This is a genomic window from Kitasatospora sp. NPDC004745, from assembly GCF_042873275.1.
In the GTDB taxonomy this organism is placed as follows: Bacteria; Actinomycetota; Actinomycetes; order Streptomycetales; family Streptomycetaceae; genus Kitasatospora.
In genome coordinates, this window is record NZ_JBIALK010000014.1 from 159,707 (window position 1) to 173,618 (window position 13,912).

Consider the following 13,912-nt stretch of genomic DNA (forward strand, 5'->3'; position numbering starts at 1 on the left):
TTACGGTGGGTTGTTTGTGGCGGGTGGGGCCGGATAGACGGCACGGTCCATCGGAACGGGTCAACGCTCCGAACGGATCCACGTTCAGGGAAGTCGACCATGAACAACTCCAAGCCCTCCGCCGTGGGAGCTGGCTACCTGCTCGGGCGTTTGCACAAAGCCCAGTGGGCGCTGGCCCTCGCCGGTATGGCGGCCGGAGAGAGACTGAGTGCGAATCCCGGAGTCCTGGCAGGCCAGGCTGGAACGGACCGCACGCGCCCACCACCGGGTCATCGAGACCCTCGCACGGACCGGCCCCACCCTGCCCCTGCGCTTCGCCACCATCTACCGCGACGACCGGTGCAGCGAGGCCATGCTCCACGCACGGCGGACCGAACTCGAGGCCGGCCTGCGGAGGGTGGCCCACCGCACCGAACGGGGCGTCAAGGCCTACCTGACCCGCGGGCCGGCCGTCACCCCGCCCGAGGCGGACCGGCCCCGGCCGGCCGGCGGCGACCAACGGCCCGGCACCGCCTACCTGCTGCGCCGCCGCGCCCAGCACGAGGGCCGCCAACGGGCCGCGACCCGCGCGCTGGACGAGGCCCGGCAGATCCACGCGGCCCTCGCGGCCACCGCCGCCGAGTCGGCGCTGCATCCGCTGCAGAGCCCGGAGACGACCGGGCGGGGCGAGCCGATGGTCCTCAACGGCGCCTACCTCGTCGACGACGCCCGGCTCAGAGACCTCGACCGGGAGCTCGTCACCCTCGCGCTGCACCACCCGGGGCTGCGCCTGGAGGTGACCGGGCCGTGGCCGCCGTACTCCTTCAGCGGCGTCGAGCCGGCGGGAGGCGAGCGGTCGTGAGCCCGGCCCCTGACGCCCGGTTCGGTGCGGCCCTGGAACGGATGGAGCACGTCGCGCTGGTCGACCTCCTGGACCGGCTCCTGGCCGGGGGAGTGGTCCTGGCGGGCGAGATTACCCTGTAGATCGCCGACGTCGACCTGGTCCGGATCAGCCTGCGGGCGCTGATCGCCTCGGTGCGCGCGGCGGTCGAACCCGTTGACCGGAGACCGCCGTGACCGAAGCCCGGCAGGCCGGCCAGCACGTCGCCCTGGACCCGGAGGGCGTCGGCCGGGACCTCACCTGCCTGGTGCTCACCGTCGTCGAACTCGTCCGTGAACTCATGGAACGCCAGGCCCTGCGGCGCATCGACGAGGGCGACCTCACCGAGGAGCAGATCGAGGCCGTCGGCGTGACGCTGATGGCGCTGGAGGACCGGATGGACGAGCTGCGCGACCACTTCGGCCTCGCGCCCGAGGACCTGAACATCGACCTCGGGCCGCTGGGGCCCCTGCTGGCCCCCGAGCCTTCCGACGCATCGACCGCCTCGACCGCAGCGACCGCATCACCCGACGCATCGACCGGGCATGGACTCGGCGGTTCGGGGCAGACGCCGGACGAGGCCCTGGGCCCGTACCGTTCGAATCCGCCAAGGAGGACGTTGTGAGTGCCGGAAAGAAGATCAAGCACACGGCCGAGACCGCCAAGGGCAAGGCGAAGGAGGCGACCGGAAAGGCCGTCGGCAACGAGAGTCTGGCCGCCAAGGGCAAGGCCGAGCAGGTCAAGGGCGACATGTCCCAGGCCGGCCAGAAGGTGAAGGACGCCTTCAAACACTGACCCTTCCCCGTCCGGCGTGCGCCTCCCGACCCCGAGCCGGGAGGCGCACGCCCGCGCCCGGCCGTCGGGCGCGGGCTCCGCCCGACCTGCGCGGATCCGGTAGAGGACCGGCCCGGCGGGTACACGCCCGGTGGGTCCTCCCGGACCGAGGAGGAGGTGACGGAGATGACCAGGACCACGGTGACGAAGCGCCCCGCTCCGCAGCGGCCCAGCCCGCCGCTCGACCTGCGGACGCCGTCCGGCCGGCCGCTCCCGTACTGAATCCGGCCCGACTCCGGCACCGACTCCGCTCCGGTCCGATGACCGGGGCGGAGTCGGGTGCGCAGGGCGCGGTGCCGGCGGAGGACCACGGCCCTCCCGGCGGTGCTCCCGTCAGGACGCCGTGGGCTGGTTGGTGGCCCGGGCCGCCCGGCGTCCGAGGGCGGTGAGGCGGTGGACCGGCCCCCCGGGCCGGTGCCCGGCCGCGGCCCGGACCCCGGGCACACCGTGCTCGGGGGCGCCGCCGGCGGGCGGGAGCAGCCGCGCCGCCAGGGAGAGCAGGCGGTCGAGGTCCACCTCCGTGCCGAAGTGCGAGCGGACGGCCGCCACCAGCTGGTTCGGCGTGTCCGGGGCCACCAGGTCGCAGGCCGTCGCGGCGACGTCGCCGGGCCGCCCGCGCAGCCGCCGGACGGCCCGTTCCAGGGCGAGCTCGTCCCGGCCGCAGAGCATCACGGCGCAGCCGCGGTCCGCGAGTTCACTCGATCCAGGAACGCCCGGACCCGGTAGGGGGAGGCGCCGGTCCACTCCAGCAGGAAGGCGATCCGCCGCAGGGCCTCCTCCCGGGGCCGCGGCCGGTGGCCGGTGGGAGGTCACGGGCGCAGGTCCGGATCGGTGTCCGATGACGGGGTGTCCGCTCCCTTGCCGTTGCCGTTGCCGTTGCCGTTGCGCTGGCGCAGGTGGCGGACCGGCAGCAGCAGCCAGCAGAACGCGAACCAGCCCATGACGGCGCCGGTGATCCAGCCCGCGATCGCGGAGCCGGTCGCGACCCGGAGCAGGAGCAGCAGGGCGGAGCCGATGGTGAGGGCCAGCAGCACCAGGCCGACGGCCACCAGCTGCGCCGTGGCGTCCACCAGCTCCGGCTTCAGCCGGCGCCCGGCGAAGATCCGGTGGTAGGCCACCGGGGCGGCCAGTGCCCCGGTGGCGAGGGCGCCCTGGACGACCGTGGCCACGTACAGCCCGCGGTCGAAGGCCCCGAGCTGGGTGAAGCGGGGCATGAAGACCACGCTCAGCAGGAAGCCGAAGAGGACCTGCGAACCCGTCTGGGCGACCCGGACCTCCTGCAGGAGGTCGCCCCACCGCCGGTCGGCGCGTTCCTCCGGTGACTCCCGGCGGCCCACCCGGGCCTTGGGGATGCGGCCCGCACGGCCGGTGTCCGGTGCCGTCGGCATCGTGATCGCCTCCGTCTCTCTCCCCTCGCGGCGCGTGTAGCCGCAGCCGGGCCGGGCAAACGCGCGGCATGGACGAGGAACAGGCGGTGTGCCCGGCCGCACCCGGGCCACCCCGTGAGCTCCCGGTCGTCCGCGCGGCCCCCGGCGGGTCGGTGCGTGGGGGAGCCGGGGCCGGCGGGGCCGCCTGGCGCGACGGCCGGGGCGGCAGCGCGCAGCCCCGGTCGGACCCCGGGCCCGGCACGTCCCTGGCGCGGGCCCGACGGCCGCAGGGCGGCCTGCAGGTGGCCGTGGACCGCGACGGGCCGGTGCTGATCGTGAGCGTCGCCGGGGAGCTGGACCGCTACACCGGGGACGGGCTGCGCGGCGCGCTCGCCGGCCTCGTGGACGACGGCGTCGAGCGGATCGTGGTCGACTTCGCCGAGCTGCGGTTCTGCGACTCCACCGGGCTCAGCATTCTTCTCCAGGCCCGCATCCGGACCGGGCCGGCCGGGCCGCGCCTGGAGCTCGCGGGCCTGAGCCCGACCGCGGCGCGGATGTTCGCCATCACCGGAGCCGACACCGTGCTGCCGATCCACCCCGATCTCGGGTCCGCGCTGAAGACCCCGGACCGGTCGGGCGACGGTCCGGACCACCCGCTGCGGTTCGGACCACCCACTGACCGAGACGGGAAGGTGGAGCCGTGAACGGCTATGTGAGACCGCCGCCGCTGGCGGGGGTCGACGAGACGAGGCGCCTCGCGTTCGCCACCAGCGTGGGTGCGGTGCGGTGCAGCCGTGCCTTCAGCCTCGAGGCGCTGCGGGCCTGGCACTGGTCCGGCACCGACGACTCCGGCACCTACGACTCCGGCACCGCCGCCGGGGAGGAGCGGCGGGCCGTCGTCGAGGACGTCCTGCTGATGGTCTCGGAGCTGGTCACCAACGCCTGCCTGTACGCTCCCGGTGGCCCGCGGGAGCTGCGGTTGTCCTGGGACGGTATCCGCCTGCGGGTCGAGGTGGTCGACGACAGCCCGCTGCCGCCCCGGCCGCGTCCGTTCGCGGAGCCGGGACGGCCTGGCGGGCACGGCCTGCGCGTGGTGGACCGGCTCGCCCGGGCCTGGGGCTCGGTGCCCGAGGGCCGGGGCAAGGCGGTCTGGCTGGAGGTCTCGCCCCCGCTCGACGGGCACGTCTACCGGGGGCGGTACTGACACCTTCCGTGCGCTCCACGCGGACGCCCTCCGGGCCCTACGTGCAGTGGACCGTCACCGCTGCCCGGGATGCGGCGCCGGGGGCGGCGCCGGATCGGGATCCGGAAACGGCGGCACCGGCGGGGGCACCGGATCGGGGCCCTCGCCCGGCCGGGGTGCGGGGTTGGGGTGCGGGAACGGCTCGGTGTCCGGGTCAGGTGGCGTCGGGATGGTCATGGCGATGTCTCCGTCCGGCGGCGGGGTGGGGGTGCGGTCAGCGGCCGAGCGCGTGCGCCAGCTCGCGCTTGTTCATCTTCGAACGGCCCTTGATGTTGCGCTGCCTGGCCTCGTTGTACAGCTGGTCGTAGGTCGGGCCCTGGGCACCCTGGTGCGAGCGCAGCCCACCGCGGCGGCCGGACGAGATGTCGTGGGTGGAGCTGCGGCTCGCGGTCTTCGACTCGCCGTGCCGTGCGCGTTCCTTGTTGACCGTCCGGGCGGCGATCTCCTCGGCCCGGTCCTCACTCTCGCCGCGGTCGAGCGCACTCTCCTTGATGTGCTCGTACTGGCGCTCCCGCTTGGGGCTGGATCCTCGGGGCATGACCGGCACTCCTCTCGGCTTCGCGGTCGTTGCCCGGGCACGCCTACCCGGGCAAATCGAAACAAACCGGCCGAATCGTGAATTCAATGTCGCATGTCGGGTAGAACAACCGTGCGGCGGATCGGCAGAGACCCGCCGACCAGCACCGAACCGGGTGCCACCGGGACCTTCGCTTGAAGAAGCCGGGCACGGGTCCTGGGGGGAAGAAGCCCGCGATGCGCGAGCGAGAGCTCGCCGGCGTCGTCCGGGCGTTGACCCCGATGCCCAGGAGATTCAAGTGATCACTCCCCTCGATACCGCCAGTCCCACCGGCCGGGATCCCGCCGGGCCCGTCGACCCCGTCGAGTCCTCCGGCCTGCCCGCCGACCTTCCGCCGAAGCCCACCGAGGCCGAGCTGCGGGTGATGGGCAAGTCCGAGGCGCGCGAGCTCAGCGACGCGCTGTTCGAGCGCCTGGCCGGTCTCGCCCGTGAGACGCACGCGTACAGCTATGTCCGCGGCACGATCATCGAGCTCAACATGCCGCTGGTCCGCTTCATCGCGGCCCGGTTCCGGCACCGCCCCGAGGACATGGACGACATCCTCCAGGTCGGGACGATCGGCCTGATCAAGGCCGTCGACGGGTACGACCCGCAGCGTGGCGTCGAGTTCGTCACCTACGCCATCCCCACCATCGCGGGCGAGATCAAACGGTTCTTCCGGGACACCTCCTGGCCGGTGCGGGTGCCCCGCAGCATGCAGGAGCTGTACCTCACCGTGTCCCGCGGCTCGGACCGGCTGGAGCAGGAGCTCGGTAGGCTGCCGCGACCGGAGGAGATCGCCGAGGACCTGCACCTCACGGTCGAGGAGGCCACCGAGGGTCTGGTGGCCGGTCGGGTGTACCGGCCCAACTCGCTGGACGCACTGCGCGACCAGGACACCGACGAGAGCGGGAGCGCTCTGCTCGACCGCCTGGGCGCCTGCGACCCGGGCATCGAGCTCGCCGACTTCCGCACCGCCGTGCGCCCGCTCCTCGAACACCTGCCGGAGCGCGAGCAGACCGTGCTCAAACTGCGGTTCTGGGACGGCTGGACGCAGTCCCAGATCGCCGAGCGGATCGGCGTCTCCCAGATGCACGTCTCCCGGCTGCTCTCGGCGACCCTGGCGGGGCTGCGCGAACAGCTGGAGGACCAGGACGCCGACGGCTGGACGGACGACCCGCCGGAGGCGGAGGAGTGAGCCCCACGGGGCCGACGGGGGCCCGAGCGGGTGAACGCCCGGCGGCTTGATCCGCCGGGCGTTCGCCCGCCGGCCCGCACGGTCGGCCCGCCGCCCGGCGCGGTCAGTCCGCGTCTCCCGGGTCCGGGAACGAGTGGTGCTCGTGGGTGACCACCCAGCGCCCCGCGTCCTTGCGCAGGCCGACGGTCAGCCGCAGGCGCTGCGCGGGGCGGTCCGCGAGGTCCTGCGGCGTCCCGCAGCGCAGCAGGGCGAACGCGAACGCCACCTCCGACCCGGCGGTGACCTGCAGCGACTCGATCTCGAAGACGGCGCCCCGGGCCTGCCACTCGAAGAACGGCGGCCAGCTGTCCCGGTAGGCGTCGATGCCGCGCACCCCCTCGTACGGCGGGGGCACGTCGAACATCACCACGTCCGCCGCGTGGTCGGCCACGACGCCGTCCAGGTCGCCCGCGTGCACGGCCGCCGCCCAGCGCTCCACCAGTGCCCGGACCTGCTCCTCGTCAGTGGCCATGGTCAGGATGCTCCGCCACTCCGGCCCGCCCCGCAACGGCGGGGCGGGCCGGAGTCGCGGCCCGACCGGTGACCGGCGGGGCCGGGGTCGCTCAGGAGGACTTGCCGCGGCCGGTGACGAGGTCGCGGGCGCGGTCCACCAGGCCGGTGCCGGCGGCCAGCAGCTTGTTGTCCGGGGCGTTCGGGTGGGGCCGGGTGGGGGCGAGCTTCTTCGCCCGGCGCACCTGGTCCCCGAGTTCGTCGAGCGCCCCGGGCGGGCAGGCGTCCGCCAGGGCGGGGAAGAGGTTGCGCTCCTCGTCCTGGATGTGGGCCGTCACCTCGGCGACGAGGCGGTCGACCACCACGTCGAAGCGCACGTCGCCGCAGTCCACGCCCTCCAGCTCCTTGAGGAGCTTCTCCACCCGCTCGTGGTCGGCCACCTCGCGGTCCGCGATCGCGTCCCCGCCGGGGACGTGCTCGCGCACCGCCGGGTACAGGTACTGCTCCTCCGCCACCGAATGCCGGACCAGCTCGATGGTGACCTGGTCGGCGACCTCGCGGCGCCGTTCGTCGCCCACCGGAAGCGCCTGGATCCGGGCGAACATCTCCTCCACCTCGCGGTGGTCCGTCATCAGCTCGTTGACCACGTTGCCGCCGTGTCCCATGACCTCTGCTCCTGTTCCCGACGAGTGTGCCGGTCGACGCTCGGACGCGTGCCCGCTCGGGCGCGGGCACCTCGGACCCGGCGTCTTTCCGTGTTCGGGCGAGATATGCAGGGACCGGGGGCGGCGCTAGAAATCCGGGCCGTCGGGTAGGCGCGCGGTGGTAGCGGGACGTCCGGTACCGGGACGGAAGGGGAACTCCATGTTTCTGCTGGGATTTCTGCTGTTCGCGGCGTCCGGCGCCTTCATCGGGCTGCTGATCGCGGACAACCTCTCCGGAGGCCCCGAATACCAGGTGACGGTCCTCGGCCACGACCTGGTGACGCTGAACAGCCTGGCGATCTTCCTGTCCGGCGTCGCCCTCGCGCTGCTCTTCTGCCTCGGCCTGGCTCTGATGGGGGCGGGTCGGCGGGTCCGGCGCCCGGCGCCGGTGGCTGCGGGCGGCACCGTCCACCGCGAGGCCGATCCGCAGCCTCCGGCCCGACGGTCGCGGGTCGGTGAGGCGCACGACGGCGAGGAGCGGGTCGGCGAGGACCGGATCGGCGAGGAGCGGGTCGGCGAGGCGCGCGACGGCGAGGACCGGATCGGCGAGGAGCGGGTCGGCGAGGCGCGCGACGGCGAGGACCGGGCCGGTGCGGACCGGGCCGGTGCGGAGCAGGACGAATCGCTGACCGTCCCGGGGAGCCCGGCCGACGAGCAGGGCGGCCGAGCCGAAGGCATTCCCGTCGCGCCGCGCAAGGAGGCCCGCAGACGGCACCTGTTCGGCCACTGACCCGGCCGCGGCCCACGGCCGGGGGCGTGGCTCCCCGGCGTGAGCGGCTGCATACTGTCCGAACACGTCGGAGGTCCTCATGGCCATGGTGGATGTCGCCGCGCTCGCCCGGCTGGTCGCGGAGTACGACGCCCTGTCCGCGCTGCCGTCCGCCGAGGCCCGGCAGCGGCTGCGCGACGTCTGCTACACGATCGGCATCTACACCGGTGAGACCGACCCGGCCCGCGCGGTCGCCCGGGCCCGGACCCTGCTGGACCCGGCCCTCCGCGCCGCGGCGGCGGCCGCGGTGCAGCCGGTCGTGGCGGTCGCCGACCGGGCGACCGGTCCGTTGCTGGCCGAACTGGAGGAGCTCGCCGGCCGCGAGCGCGGACGGCACCGGCCGAGCCTGCACGACGTCGTCCAGCTGACCAGAGTGGTCCTCCCGGACTGCGTCGGCGCCGCCGTGAGCACCTGGTCCGACGACGGTTCCGTCGAGACCCTCGCGGCGAGCTCCCCACAGCTGCTGGCCCTCGAGCGGATCCAGGGCGAGGCGGGCACCGGGCCGCTCGCAAGGATCCGCGGCCAGGGGGAGGGGCAGGTCGTGGTCCACCTCGACCCGGGCCGCCCCGGCCGGTTCGCCGACCGGGCCAGGCGTTGCGGCGTGCGCGCCGTGGCGACGGAGCACCTGCGCACCCTGCCGCACGGGTGCACCGCCTTCAGCGCGTACCTGCGCACTCCGGTACAGCCCGGCACACCGGCGGCGGCCCTGGTCACCGTCCTCGCCCTGCAGGCGTCGGCCGCGCTGGACCGCTCCGCCCTGACCCGCACGGTCGCCGACCTGCTCGACCGGCGGCACGCCACCGGTCTGGCCCTCGGCATCACCATGGAGCGCTTCGGGGTCTCGGCGCACACCGCACTGACCCTGCTCGCCCGGGCGGCCCAGCGGCTGGGAACGGACCTCGACACCGTGGTCCGCCGCCTCGCCGCGGACGGCCGGCTGCTCCCCGCGGGCGCGGACGGGCCCGGTCCGTGACCGGTCCGGGGGAACGGCTTCCGTGCGGCCGGGCCCGGCGCGATGGTTACGCGGGCGGCGACCGGGCAGACGCGCGATCGGCCGGGAAGCGCCCGGTTGCACGACGCGAGGAGGCTTCAGATGAGCATGGTGAAGGAATCCGTCGACGTCGGCGTCCCCCTGCACGCCGCGTACAACCAGTGGACCCAGTTCGAGGAGTTCCCGCGGTTCATGGAGGGCGTCGAGTCGGTGACCCAGTTGGACGAGCGCCACAACCACTGGCGGACCAGCATCGGCGGCGTCACCCGGGAGTTCGACACCGAGATCGTCGACCAGCTGCCCGACGAGCGGATCGCCTGGCGCACCATGGACGGCGACGTCCGGCAGAAGGGCGTCGTGACCTTCCAGCGGCTCGACGACTCGCACACCCGCGTCAACATGGCCATCGACTTCCAGCCCACCGGGATGGTCGAGAGGGCTGGCGACGCCATGGGCATGGTCGACCGCAGGGTGAAGGGGGACCTGGTGCGGTTCAAGGACTTCATGGAGGAGCGCGGCCGGGCCGAGGGCGGCTGGCGGGGGCGGATCAGCCCGAGCTGAACCCGCCCTTCCGCCGTCCGGGCGGCTCCGGTCCCTCCCCGTGGGGCCGGAGCCGCCCGGGCTTCCGCCCGCCGCCGCCCGTGCTGCGGTGACCGGTCGCCTGCCTCCCGGTCGGGCCCGGTCCGCCACCCCGGCCGGAATGTCTTCGGCCCCCCGGGGTAGGCGCCCGACATGGAGGACACCGGACCCCCGGCGGACGACTGGACCACCGGCGACGACGCGGACGGGCTCGACCTGTGCGACCACTGCGGACAGGCCGTCGCCAACTCCGACCTGCTCGGCGCGCTGGTGCCGGACTCCTCGGCGCTGCACGCCACCGACCCGGCCCTGGACGGCAAACGGGTCCTGCTGGCCTGCTCCGTGGAGCACCTAGCCACCCTGATCGAGCACTACCGGGTCCGCCCGTTCGTCCCCGCGGAGCAGTGGGCGGGGAAGGTCTGCCGGGCGATCGCCGACTACGACGAGCCCGTACCGCTCAGCCTGGTCGCCCGGCTCAGTGGTCTCTCCGTGCAGGAGGCGTCGCAGGGCGTGGAATGGCACAACGCCCGCGCCCGGGAGTGGCGGGAGACCTACGGCGAACAGGGGGCGCCCGAAGAGGACGACGGCGAGCCGTGATCCGGTGGGCCGTCACCGCGAGAACGACGGTCACGACGGACCGCCGAACGACGGAGCCGTGAGAACGACGAGTCACGACGGGAAGGACGACGAGCCATGAGGAACGCCAGGCACTACCGTCTCATCGCCACCGACCCGCACCAGGAGATCCTGCTCACCGCCACCGGGGCGACGGGCAGTCAGGGCACCGAGGTGTACGTGGACGACTCCGGCGTCGTCCGGGCCGAGGTCGACGGCCACGGCGACGTGCGCACCGTCACCAGCACCCTCTTCCTGGGGCGCCCGCTCCGCATCGAACCCTGGTCTGACCCGGCCGGTCCGACCACCCGGGGGCGTTCGCGCCCCGACCCGACAGGCAGCCCGGCTGCCCCGACCCTGCACCGATCCCAGCCGACGCAGGAGGAGAGATGACCCATCACGCCAAGGCCCTGGCCATCGTCATGAACGAAGGCGTCGAACAGGACGAACTCCTCGTCCCCGTACGCCACCTGCGCGAACAGGGAGTGCAGGTCGACATCGCCGCCCCCGAGCGGGACCCCATCCGAACCCTCGTCCGCGACAAGGAACCCGGAGAGACCGTCGACCCGACCCACACCCTCGACGAGGTCGACCCCACCGGCTACGACCTGCTGCTCATCCCCGGCGGCACCCTCAACGCGGACGCCCTCAGGCTCCGCCAGTCCGCCGTCGACACCGTGCTCGCCTTCACCACCGCCGGCCGGCCCGTCGCCGCCATCTGCCACGGACCGTGGTTGCTGGCCGAGGCCGGAGTCGCGTACGGCAAGCGCCTCACGTCCTTCCCGTCGCTGCGCACCGACCTCGCCAACGCCGGTGCGACCTGGGCCGACGAGCCCCTGGTCCAGGACGACGCGAACGGCTGGCGGCTGGTCACTTCCCGCAACCCCGACGACCTCGAACACTTCCTGCGGGGCGTCGACGCCGCGCTGCGTGAGCGCTCCGAGGCCGCCGGCCTGCGCTGATCAGCTCAGGGGGCTGAGCGGCGTGCGGATCCAGCCATATCCTGAAGCGATGAGCGACCAGCACCCGGTCTCGGGGTGGACCTTCCTCACCAACCACGCCCGCGTGCTGGTGCAGATCGCCCGGGACCCGGGCATCCGGGTGCGCGACATCGCCACCCGCTGCCTGCTCACCGAGCGGGCGGTGCAGCGGATCATCGTCGACCTCGAAGAGGCCGGCTACCTCACGCACGAGCGTCGCGGCCGCGCCAACCACTACGAGGTGATCGCGGGCAAGCAGCTGCGGCACCCGGCCGATGCGGGCCCGACCATCGCGGAGCTGCTGGCCGTCCTGCTGCGCTGACCGGCGGTCCTGCTGCGCCGGGGTGAGTGCTGCAGGACGGCCGACCGTGCGGTCACCGCGGGTGTCCGGCTCGGCCCGCGCCGCGTACGGCTGCGCATCGCGGCCTCGACACGCAGCGATCCCCGCCGTCCCCTTTGCGTGGAATCCCCCTCGGGCGAAGGGGGTCGACGGGACGTCACCAGGGAGGTCCGGACGGCTCAGTCCCGGGCGCGGCGGTAGCGCTCGTAGACCACGCGGGAGGCGAAGACGCCGGTCTCGACCAGCTCCAGCCGGATCTGCTCGGTGACGGGCGGCAGGAAGGGGGTGCCGCCGCCGACGACGACCGGATGGCGGAGGATCCGCAGTTCGTCGACGAGGCCGAGTTCGACCGCCGCGGCGGCCAGGCCCGCACCGCCGACCGCGAGGTCGAGGTCGGTCGCGCCCTGTGCCGCGGCGGCCTCCTCGGTCAGCGGGGCCCGGGCGAGCCGGGCGTTGCCCCGGACGGTGTCCAGGGTGCGGCTGAAGACGACCTTGGGGACGGCGGACCAGGCGTCGGCGAACGCGGCGTGGAGCTCGTCGCCGCGCATCGATGGATCCGTCTCCCAGGGCAGCATGGTCTCGTAGAGCTTGCGGCCGCAGAGGAACCCGCCGAGCTCGCGGACCTGCCCGAGGTGGAAGCGGAACTGCTCGTCGCTCGGGACCGTCCAGGCGAACGCGCCCTCGCGGTCGGCGATGAAGCCGTCCACCGAGACGCCCATCGAGTAGATCAGCACGGCTTGGGCCTCCTGGGTGCCGGGGTGACGGACGGGGGTGTGACGCACCTCTCCCGCCCGGGTGATCGTACGGCCGGGCCCGCCGCCGGGCCGCGAACGCCGTGCCGCGGGTCGTGCGTGCGGGGCGGGCGTTGTGCGGCTGCGCCCCCGGCGTGCGCTCCCAGGCTGTGACGGAGGCGCCCTGCGCCGTGCGGAACTCCCTTGTCGGTGGCGGCGGTTAGTCTTGCGCCGCTGCCCCGCAGGTGGGTGGTGCCCGGGTGGCGGGCGGCGTTTGGCGGGAATCGGGGCGGTGGTGGTGCGGGTGGTGGACGTAGGGTGTGCGCTGCAGAACTGTGAACGACTCGACGGGGGACGACGATGAAGGTGGCTGCCAGAAGCCGGGACTTGGCCGGGCTGGAGCGCAAGCTCCGCAGCGCGGGGCGCCCGTGGACGCTCGCCGAGGTCGTGATGACCGCTGACGGGCAGTGGGCCGTGGGGGCGGCGAGCCGCCGGACGGCGAGCGGTCCGGAGCGGGGCCGGGAGGAGCACCGGGGGGCGGGTCCGCGCGACGCGGCGGGCGCCTGACCCCGGGCCGGACACGGCGTCAGGCCGCGGGCCTCGGGCCGGTCCGGCGGATCCTGCCAGGGCGCCGGGTCCCACCGGGCACGCGCTACCCGCCCTCGGCCGCGGTCTGCCGGGCGGCCGTGTGCAGGAAGGCGATCAGCTCGCGGACGAGGGTCGTCGGGCGGCGCTGGTGGACGATCGAGATCTCGCGGGCCGGCGCGCAGCCGGCCAGCCGGTGCAGGGCGAGCCGGGACCGGTCCGTCCTGGTCAGGACACTGGCCGGGACGAGGGCGACGCCGAGCCCCGCGGTGATCAGCGCGAGGATGGCGTGGTAGTCCGCGGACTCGTACGCGACGCGCACCCCGACCTCGGCCTGCCGGGACAGGCCCTCCAGGCAGACCCGGTTGGGGATCCCCGGGGCGCCGGAGATCCAGGACTCACCGGCGAGCTCGCGCAGGCCGACGGGCCGGTGCGCCGGCCGGTCGGCGAGCGGGTGACCGGCCGGGACGACCAGGCGCAGCGGGTCGTCGAGCAGCTTGTGCCGCTCGAGGCCCGGGTGCGGCGCCGCGGGCACGCCGGGATGGTAGCGGTGGGTGATCAGTGCGTCGAGGTCACCGGACGTCACCAGCCCGTAGCCGCCGGGCGGTTCGATGTCGACGAGGGAGAGTTCGGCCCGGGGGTGCCGGTCGCGCAGTGCGGCGAGGGCGGAGGGGACGAGGACCTGACCGGCGGTGGCGAACGCTCCCAGGGCCAGCCGCAGCGGTTGCTCGGCGATGACGGCGCCGATCTCGGCGCGCGCCCGGCGCAGCTCGCCGACGACCCGTTCGGCCTGGGCCAGGACGAGGGCGCCGACCGGGGTGAGGACGACGCCGGTGGCGCGGCGTTCCAGGAGCCGGACGTCGAGGTCCTTCTCCAGTTTGGCGATCTGCTGGGACAGCGCCGATGGGGTGAAGGCGAGCCGGCGGGCGGCCTCGGCGATCGAGCCGGAGTGCGCCACCTCGACGAGGATGCGCAGCCGTTGGACGTCCAGTTCCCGTTCCATGCCGCCCACCGTAAGCGCGGCTAACGGCCGGCAAGGAATCCTCGCTGGTGCTGATGGCTCGGCGCCGCC

20 protein-coding genes and 2 pseudogenes are annotated in these 13,912 nt (G+C 74.2%); 15 read left to right on the top strand and 7 right to left on the bottom strand.

What is annotated here, in order from left to right; translation table 11 throughout:
- Positions 1 to 208 precede the first annotated feature (208 nt).
- The 4 genes and pseudogenes from ACFYUY_RS23020 to ACFYUY_RS23035 all read left to right on the top strand — a co-directional run bounded on the left by ACFYUY_RS23020 (position 209) and on the right by ACFYUY_RS23035 (position 1,654).
- Complete coding sequence (locus ACFYUY_RS23020; protein ID WP_387903052.1) at positions 209 to 841, top strand: GvpL/GvpF family gas vesicle protein; 633 nt, start codon at positions 209 to 211, stop codon at positions 839 to 841.
- A gap of 41 nt (positions 842 to 882) precedes the next feature.
- A pseudogene (locus tag ACFYUY_RS23025) lies at positions 883 to 1,056 on the top strand (gas vesicle protein).
- Positions 1,053 to 1,334: pseudogene (locus ACFYUY_RS23030) on the top strand (gas vesicle protein K); the annotation flags it as partial. The pseudogenes ACFYUY_RS23025 and ACFYUY_RS23030, both read left to right, overlap by 4 nt.
- A 146-nt stretch (positions 1,335 to 1,480) precedes the next feature.
- Complete coding sequence (locus ACFYUY_RS23035) at positions 1,481 to 1,654, top strand: CsbD family protein (protein WP_360219204.1); 174 nt, start codon at positions 1,481 to 1,483, stop codon at positions 1,652 to 1,654.
- A 372-nt stretch (positions 1,655 to 2,026) separates the two neighbouring features.
- Here the strand turns inward: ACFYUY_RS23035 and ACFYUY_RS23040 are convergent, their stop codons facing one another.
- Entirely contained in the window at positions 2,027 to 2,365 is a 339-nt protein-coding gene (locus tag ACFYUY_RS23040) for a hypothetical protein (RefSeq protein ID WP_387903055.1), read from the bottom strand.
- 137 nt (positions 2,366 to 2,502) lie between these two features.
- Positions 2,503 to 3,081 carry a DUF6328 family protein gene (locus ACFYUY_RS23045; protein WP_387903058.1) on the bottom strand — a complete coding sequence of 193 codons (579 nt, stop codon included), beginning with the start codon at positions 3,079 to 3,081 and terminating at the stop codon, positions 2,503 to 2,505.
- A 281-nt stretch (positions 3,082 to 3,362) separates the two neighbouring features.
- On the opposite strand from ACFYUY_RS23045, the gene ACFYUY_RS23050 reads away from it, so the two are divergent.
- Positions 3,363 to 3,764, top strand: a complete 402-nt coding sequence (locus ACFYUY_RS23050; RefSeq protein ID WP_387903061.1) for an STAS domain-containing protein — start codon at positions 3,363 to 3,365, stop codon at positions 3,762 to 3,764.
- Entirely contained in the window at positions 3,761 to 4,264 is a 504-nt protein-coding gene (locus ACFYUY_RS23055; protein ID WP_387903063.1) for an ATP-binding protein, read from the top strand. Before ACFYUY_RS23050 ends, ACFYUY_RS23055 begins: the two co-directional genes overlap by 4 nt.
- A gap of 253 nt (positions 4,265 to 4,517) precedes the next feature.
- On the opposite strand, the gene ACFYUY_RS23060 is transcribed toward ACFYUY_RS23055, so the two are convergent.
- Complete coding sequence (locus ACFYUY_RS23060) at positions 4,518 to 4,841, bottom strand: plasmid stabilization protein (RefSeq protein WP_360223418.1); 324 nt, start codon at positions 4,839 to 4,841, stop codon at positions 4,518 to 4,520.
- A 277-nt stretch (positions 4,842 to 5,118) separates the two neighbouring features.
- On the opposite strand from ACFYUY_RS23060, the gene ACFYUY_RS23065 reads away from it, so the two are divergent.
- The gene (locus ACFYUY_RS23065) at positions 5,119 to 6,057 is read left to right on the top strand and encodes a SigB/SigF/SigG family RNA polymerase sigma factor (RefSeq protein ID WP_360223415.1); all 939 of its coding nucleotides are present in this window, start codon (positions 5,119 to 5,121) and stop codon (positions 6,055 to 6,057) included.
- Positions 6,058 to 6,160: 103 nt separating this feature from the next.
- Here ACFYUY_RS23065 and ACFYUY_RS23070 read toward each other — a convergent pair whose 3' ends face one another.
- Positions 6,161 to 6,568 carry an SgcJ/EcaC family oxidoreductase gene (locus ACFYUY_RS23070; protein ID WP_360223412.1) on the bottom strand — a complete coding sequence of 136 codons (408 nt, stop codon included), beginning with the start codon at positions 6,566 to 6,568 and terminating at the stop codon, positions 6,161 to 6,163.
- Positions 6,569 to 6,659: 91 nt separating this feature from the next.
- Positions 6,660 to 7,211 carry a hemerythrin domain-containing protein gene (locus tag ACFYUY_RS23075; protein WP_387903067.1) on the bottom strand — a complete coding sequence of 184 codons (552 nt, stop codon included), beginning with the start codon at positions 7,209 to 7,211 and terminating at the stop codon, positions 6,660 to 6,662.
- A 199-nt stretch (positions 7,212 to 7,410) separates the two neighbouring features.
- On the opposite strand from ACFYUY_RS23075, the gene ACFYUY_RS23080 reads away from it, so the two are divergent.
- The 7 genes from ACFYUY_RS23080 (at position 7,411) to ACFYUY_RS23110 (ending at position 11,506) form a co-directional block, all read left to right on the top strand.
- The gene (locus ACFYUY_RS23080; protein ID WP_387903069.1) at positions 7,411 to 7,980 is read left to right on the top strand and encodes a hypothetical protein; all 570 of its coding nucleotides are present in this window, start codon (positions 7,411 to 7,413) and stop codon (positions 7,978 to 7,980) included.
- 79 nt (positions 7,981 to 8,059) lie between these two features.
- On the top strand, positions 8,060 to 8,992 hold the full coding sequence (locus tag ACFYUY_RS23085; RefSeq protein ID WP_387903071.1) for a DUF5133 domain-containing protein: 933 nt from the start codon (positions 8,060 to 8,062) through the stop codon (positions 8,990 to 8,992).
- Positions 8,993 to 9,112: 120 nt separating this feature from the next.
- Entirely contained in the window at positions 9,113 to 9,571 is a 459-nt protein-coding gene (locus ACFYUY_RS23090) for an SRPBCC family protein (RefSeq protein ID WP_360219404.1), read from the top strand.
- A 171-nt stretch (positions 9,572 to 9,742) separates the two neighbouring features.
- Positions 9,743 to 10,186: a hypothetical protein gene (locus tag ACFYUY_RS23095; protein ID WP_360219401.1), complete on the top strand. Its 444-nt coding sequence runs from the start codon at positions 9,743 to 9,745 to the stop codon at positions 10,184 to 10,186.
- A 96-nt stretch (positions 10,187 to 10,282) separates the two neighbouring features.
- Positions 10,283 to 10,597: a DUF6296 family protein gene (locus tag ACFYUY_RS23100; RefSeq protein ID WP_360219398.1), complete on the top strand. Its 315-nt coding sequence runs from the start codon at positions 10,283 to 10,285 to the stop codon at positions 10,595 to 10,597.
- Complete coding sequence (locus ACFYUY_RS23105) at positions 10,594 to 11,166, top strand: type 1 glutamine amidotransferase domain-containing protein (RefSeq protein WP_387903075.1); 573 nt, start codon at positions 10,594 to 10,596, stop codon at positions 11,164 to 11,166. Before ACFYUY_RS23100 ends, ACFYUY_RS23105 begins: the two co-directional genes overlap by 4 nt.
- 49 nt (positions 11,167 to 11,215) lie before the next feature.
- A complete protein-coding gene (locus tag ACFYUY_RS23110) occupies positions 11,216 to 11,506 on the top strand; it encodes a helix-turn-helix domain-containing protein (RefSeq protein ID WP_360219392.1) in 291 nt (96 codons plus the stop codon).
- 197 nt (positions 11,507 to 11,703) lie between these two features.
- Here ACFYUY_RS23110 and ACFYUY_RS23115 read toward each other — a convergent pair whose 3' ends face one another.
- Positions 11,704 to 12,243 carry a dihydrofolate reductase family protein gene (locus tag ACFYUY_RS23115; RefSeq protein ID WP_387903134.1) on the bottom strand — a complete coding sequence of 180 codons (540 nt, stop codon included), beginning with the start codon at positions 12,241 to 12,243 and terminating at the stop codon, positions 11,704 to 11,706.
- A gap of 378 nt (positions 12,244 to 12,621) precedes the next feature.
- Here ACFYUY_RS23115 and ACFYUY_RS23120 point away from each other — a divergent pair, with 378 nt between their 5' ends.
- Positions 12,622 to 12,822: a hypothetical protein gene (locus tag ACFYUY_RS23120; RefSeq protein ID WP_387903077.1), complete on the top strand. Its 201-nt coding sequence runs from the start codon at positions 12,622 to 12,624 to the stop codon at positions 12,820 to 12,822.
- An 85-nt stretch (positions 12,823 to 12,907) separates the two neighbouring features.
- Here the strand turns inward: ACFYUY_RS23120 and ACFYUY_RS23125 are convergent, their stop codons facing one another.
- Positions 12,908 to 13,843: a LysR family transcriptional regulator gene (locus ACFYUY_RS23125; RefSeq protein ID WP_387903080.1), complete on the bottom strand. Its 936-nt coding sequence runs from the start codon at positions 13,841 to 13,843 to the stop codon at positions 12,908 to 12,910.
- Between the last annotated feature and the right edge of the window lie 69 nt (positions 13,844 to 13,912).

Bases quoted from the DNA above. Each gene is read 5' to 3' on its own strand.
- ACFYUY_RS23060 (WP_360223418.1), bottom strand. From the start codon at position 4,841: ATGCCCCGAGGATCCAGCCCCAAGCGGGAGCGCCAGTACGAGCACATC.
- ACFYUY_RS23070 (WP_360223412.1), bottom strand. From the start codon at position 6,568: ATGGCCACTGACGAGGAGCAGGTCCGGGCACTGGTGGAGCGCTGGGCG.
- ACFYUY_RS23100 (WP_360219398.1), top strand. From the start codon at position 10,283: ATGAGGAACGCCAGGCACTACCGTCTCATCGCCACCGACCCGCACCAG.
- ACFYUY_RS23105 (WP_387903075.1), top strand. From the start codon at position 10,594: ATGACCCATCACGCCAAGGCCCTGGCCATCGTCATGAACGAAGGCGTC.
- ACFYUY_RS23095 (WP_360219401.1), top strand. From the start codon at position 9,743: ATGGAGGACACCGGACCCCCGGCGGACGACTGGACCACCGGCGACGAC.
- ACFYUY_RS23075 (WP_387903067.1), bottom strand. From the start codon at position 7,211: ATGGGACACGGCGGCAACGTGGTCAACGAGCTGATGACGGACCACCGC.
- ACFYUY_RS23045 (WP_387903058.1), bottom strand. From the start codon at position 3,081: ATGCCGACGGCACCGGACACCGGCCGTGCGGGCCGCATCCCCAAGGCC.
- ACFYUY_RS23080 (WP_387903069.1), top strand. From the start codon at position 7,411: ATGTTTCTGCTGGGATTTCTGCTGTTCGCGGCGTCCGGCGCCTTCATC.
- ACFYUY_RS23115 (WP_387903134.1), bottom strand. From the start codon at position 12,243: ATGGGCGTCTCGGTGGACGGCTTCATCGCCGACCGCGAGGGCGCGTTC.
- ACFYUY_RS23085 (WP_387903071.1), top strand. From the start codon at position 8,060: ATGGCCATGGTGGATGTCGCCGCGCTCGCCCGGCTGGTCGCGGAGTAC.
- ACFYUY_RS23125 (WP_387903080.1), bottom strand. From the start codon at position 13,843: ATGGAACGGGAACTGGACGTCCAACGGCTGCGCATCCTCGTCGAGGTG.
- ACFYUY_RS23090 (WP_360219404.1), top strand. From the start codon at position 9,113: ATGAGCATGGTGAAGGAATCCGTCGACGTCGGCGTCCCCCTGCACGCC.
- ACFYUY_RS23110 (WP_360219392.1), top strand. From the start codon at position 11,216: ATGAGCGACCAGCACCCGGTCTCGGGGTGGACCTTCCTCACCAACCAC.